The 4,401-nt window shown below is 49.8% G+C and carries 5 protein-coding genes; 4 read left to right on the forward strand and 1 reads right to left on the reverse strand.

Translation table 11 applies throughout. The features are described 5' to 3' along the window. The 4 genes from ACO1NT_RS06620 to ACO1NT_RS06635 all read left to right on the forward strand — a co-directional run. Positions 1–1,288: RagB/SusD family nutrient uptake outer membrane protein (locus tag ACO1NT_RS06620; protein WP_449047657.1), on the forward strand; the 1,288-nt coding region annotated here is incomplete at its 5' end. A gap of 45 nt (positions 1,289–1,333) precedes the next feature. After that, the gene (locus ACO1NT_RS06625) at positions 1,334–2,515 is read left to right on the forward strand and encodes a DUF5000 domain-containing lipoprotein (protein WP_449047659.1); all 1,182 of its coding nucleotides are present in this window, start codon (positions 1,334–1,336) and stop codon (positions 2,513–2,515) included. A 38-nt stretch (positions 2,516–2,553) separates the two neighbouring features. Next, positions 2,554–3,045 (forward strand): DUF4998 domain-containing protein, encoded by a 492-nt coding sequence (locus ACO1NT_RS06630; protein ID WP_449047661.1) that lies wholly within the window; start codon positions 2,554–2,556, stop codon positions 3,043–3,045. A 117-nt stretch (positions 3,046–3,162) separates the two neighbouring features. Then, positions 3,163–3,828: a flavodoxin reductase gene (locus ACO1NT_RS06635; protein WP_449047663.1), complete on the forward strand. Its 666-nt coding sequence runs from the start codon at positions 3,163–3,165 to the stop codon at positions 3,826–3,828. 50 nt (positions 3,829–3,878) lie between these two features. Here ACO1NT_RS06635 and ACO1NT_RS06640 read toward each other — a convergent pair. After that, the coding region (locus ACO1NT_RS06640) for a TSUP family transporter (RefSeq protein ID WP_449047664.1) at positions 3,879–4,401 on the reverse strand (523 nt) is incomplete at its 5' end.

Raw genomic sequence — 4,401 nt, forward strand, 5'->3', positions numbered from 1 at the left:
AAGCGTGTACCTCAGTAAGGCACAAGAGGCCGGCCGGATCATCAAGCCGGTAGCTGCGGCTATAAAAGCAGAGATTTTGCTCACAGCAGCAAGCCCGTTATTCAACGGCAACCCTGATTATGCCAATTTTGTTGACGACCGAGGAATTCATTTGGTCAACAGTGAGTACGACGCCGAAAAGTGGGTCCGGGCAGCAGAGGCGTTGGAAGAAGCTATCGCGGCGGCGGAAGAGTTGGGCGAAAACGCATTATACACCTACGAGTTGGAACCCGTGCAGCGGGATATCCCCGATTCACTCCGGTACGCGCTGAATATCCGGAATGCGTTTACCAACCATTGGAATCCCGAGGTCATCTGGGCATATACCAATTCCACGGTCAACCAATCTGCCGGACAGCCGAAAATAGATCCCGGCCGGACCACAGTAGGTACCCAGGCAAGCCTTGCACCCACCCTAGAGATGGCCGAGTTGTTTTATAGCAACAACGGCGTGCCGATAGAAGAAGACAAAACCTATGATTATGCCGATCGGTTTGGATTGCAAAAGGCGGTGTCGAAGGATCGTTACTACATCAGGGAGGGAGAAACTACGGCCAAGCTACATTATAACCGCGAACCCCGTTATTACGGTTCCATAGGTTTTGATCGCGGGGTTTGGTACGGCAATGGTAGGTTCTCTGGAAATGCCAATGATTATTTCTTCATCAAGGGGCGTGCATATGAAGTGAGCGGAAGGACACGGATCGATGCGTTTTCCGTGACAGGGTTGTTTGTGAAGAAAATCGTAAGTCCGACCTCACTAATTGAACAGAACCGCTATGCCCAGGAACCCTACCATTGGCCTATCTACCGGTTATCTGCATTGTATCTCGCCTATGCCGAGGCATTGAATGAGGCGTATGGCAATACACAGGAAGTCTTTGATATCCTCGACAGGATCCGTAGTAAATACGGGTTGCCCGGCGTACGCGAAGCATGGGCGACATATTCGACAAAGCCCGACAAGCCCAACACCAAGGAAGGGCTGCGGGAAATCATCCAACGTGAGCGGTTGATCGAACTAGCGTTCGAAGGGCAAAATTTCTGGGATATCCGACGGTGGAGGCGGGGAGCGACCTATTACACGCGCCCCACGCGGGGTTTCGATATCCGTGGTATCTCGGCGGAAGATTTCAATAAGCCGGTCATTCTGAACAATCGCGTATTCGTCTTGCGCGATTATTTATGGCCCATAGCAGAAACCACGTTGATCAGGAACCGTAACCTGGCACAGAATCCCGGATGGTAAATGGAAGTCGGGTTTTAGTAAGAGGAACATTAAAGCGCAATAAAGATGAAAACATTAAAAATAGCATGGATAACCTGTTTCATTGGGATCCTTTTCGGTTGCAAAGAGCAATCGTGGGTAAAGCCACTGAGTAACGACACCGAACAACCACAGCCGGTTGCTGCCGCGGAAGTGCGGGAAAATTTTTCGGGTGGGGCGGTGATAAAATATACCCTCCCCACCAACTCGAACGCACTCTATGTAAGGGCGGAGTATGATATTGGTGATGGTCGGATTTTCCATCAAAAGGCGTCGGTGTACAACGATACATTGCGGGTAGAAGGTTTCGTTCGTGCCGGGACGTTCGATGTCCGGCTTTATGCCGTTAACCGGGCCGAAATGGCTTCGGAGCCCATCACGGTAAAAGTTGAGCCGGCCGAACCGCCTTTCCGGCACGCCGTGACGACGGTTGATATCCAACCGGATTATGGCGGTGTATTGGTGAAGGTGGATAATCCAGCAAAATCGCCACTCGCCACACTCATCTTATTGAAAGACAGTTTGGGGCAGTGGCAGGAGGCCTATACCGAATATTCGTCGGCCGACACCATTGTGTTCAATACCCGCGGTATGAAGAACGAGTCTGTCACGATGGGGCTTACCGTACGGGATCAGTACCAGAATTTCAGCGATACCATTTTCTGGACAGGAGTGCCGCTGCTCGAAGAAAAAATCGATAAAACCAAGTTTAGTCCGTATGTATTGCCGACCGACCAGCGGGATGCTTTCGGCTGGGTGATGCCTCGGCTTTGGGATGATAACCGTGGTTCCGGATTCCATACACCCGAACACCCCCCAGGCGGCATGCCCCAGTGGTTTACTTTTGATTTGGGCCAGACGGTGGCGTTAAGCCGGTTCGTGGTCCACCAACGACTTAGTGGTTGGCAATATAACCATGCCAATCCACGTCGTTTCGAACTGTATGGAATGGCTGAGGTGCCTTCTGCCGATGGTGCGTGGGACGAAAAATGGCAATTTTTGGGCACGTATGAAATCATCAAGCCATCCGGTCAACCACCGGGCACGAACTCCAATGAAGATAACGAGTTAGCAAATAAGGGCCATGAATTTAATTTTCCAGCGGGAACACCTAAGGTACGTTATATCCGGTTCAAGGTGCTGGAATCGTGGGTTGCCGGTATGTTCCACCTGATGGAACTGGATTTGTATGGCGAAAATGAGAAATGAATCCATTAAAATACGTATACTCTAAATAACAAGTTGATATGCAAAAGAACCTGAAAAAACACCTGCTATTAGGGATTGTATTCATACTGGTTACTGCCGCTTGCGGCAAGATGGACAACACTTATAAAGAATATATCGAAGACGGAGAACGGATTTATGCGGGGCGTGTGCTCGATGTGTATACCCTTAGTGGAAACGAAATGGTAACCGCAGTCTGGAAAATCCCCACCGATCCGGACATCAATGAGTTCCGGATTTTCTGGGATGAGCGACGCGATTCTTTGTCTGTGCCTTTCAACCGGCAGTCCATGGCTTCTGCCGACTCCTTAGTGGTAGAAATCAAACCCTTGGTGGCAAACACGTACTATTTCGAGATTTATTCATATGATACCGAAGGTAAGCGGTCGGTACGAACCGAATTTACGGGTACTGCTTATCCAGCGGATTATGAAATTGAGAAGCCTGCCGACGAAGAGACGGGCGACGGTACGGGGGGAGATGAAACAAGCGAAGGCGCCGGCGAAGGATAAACGGCGCCGCTGAACCGATTGCTGAATTTGCTTGAAAAGTTTGTATATTGCCGATACCATTGCGAGGCGCTTCACCCTGCGCCTGCAATCAATAGTTATCATTTCAATATAAAAGCCATGGAAGAGAAATATATTGTTAAAATCTTGTCCGTAGAGCCCGATACCCATGATGTAAAACGGTTCCGCGTGGAAAAGCCCAAGGGCTACACCTTCGTTCCCGGACAGGCTACCGAAGTAACGATCAATAAGGCTGGCTGGCTGGATAAGCGAAACCCCTTTACCTTCACCTCGCTCAACGCATGGGATTTCTTGGAGTTTACTATCAAAATATATGATGAACACCAGGAAGTGACCCATCAACTGGGATTGTTGAAGCCGGGAGATGAGCTTGTTTTGCACGACGTATGGGGCGCTATACAATATAAAGGCGAAGGAACCTTTATTGCTGGTGGAGCTGGCGTCACGCCATTCATCGCTATTTTCCGACAGCTATATAAAGATGGGGAAATCGGTAATAATAAGTTGATCTGCTCCAACAAAACAGCGGCGGATATTATACTGAAGGATGAATTCACTGAAATGCTGGGTGAAAATTTCATCAACACAGTTACGGATGAAAATGCTCCCGGTTATGATCATGGGCGTATTGATGAGGCCTACTTAAAAGACAAGATAAGGGATTTTGATCAGGATTTTTACGTCTGCGGGCCTGATCAAATGATTGATTCCATGCAACAGGTGTTGAAGAACTTGGGGGCGTCAGCGATTACGGTGGAATTGTAACGGTAGGGAAATGCGGTTTCGCATTTTCGGCCAATGGAGCGGATCTGAAATCAACGCACCGATTGCAGCAGCAGGATGATCCCAATGCTAATCAGACCGATGTATAGGTAGTTGAAGAAACGGGTACCTTGCATCCGGCGGTTGATAGCTCTCCCTAGAAAAATGGCCAGGATAATGGCGGGAAGGCTCCAAAGGAAAAGGGTCGTGACCTGCATTACCCACAGTCCGTTTAACCAGTAACCGATGGTACCCATTAGGCTCGCCGGGAGGAAGTAGCCCTGTAAGGTCGCCCTGAAATGTTGGGCGGACCATTGACGCATTGCGCCGTAAACTACCAATGGAGGGCCGTTCAGGCCGTACGCTCCACCTAGGACGCCCGATAGTAGGCCGCAAACGAACAAGCCCAGCTTACTGTCGGATGACAACGTGAAGGGCCGGCCGAATAGCGAATACATCGCAAATAAGATTAACAGGACCGCCAATGACGCCTTTACCCACCGCTCATCGGCGCTCATGAGTAGCCACAGACCTAAAGGAAGACCCAAGGCAGCAAAGAGGACCAGCCATCCGGCA

This window comes from Parapedobacter sp., from assembly GCF_053550995.1.

Excerpts from the sequence above, each read along its gene's own strand:
- ACO1NT_RS06625 (WP_449047659.1), top strand. The coding sequence starts at position 1,334 with ATGAAAACATTAAAAATAGCATGGATAACCTGTTTCATTGGGATCCTT.
- ACO1NT_RS06630 (WP_449047661.1), top strand. The coding sequence starts at position 2,554 with ATGCAAAAGAACCTGAAAAAACACCTGCTATTAGGGATTGTATTCATA.
- ACO1NT_RS06635 (WP_449047663.1), top strand. The coding sequence starts at position 3,163 with ATGGAAGAGAAATATATTGTTAAAATCTTGTCCGTAGAGCCCGATACC.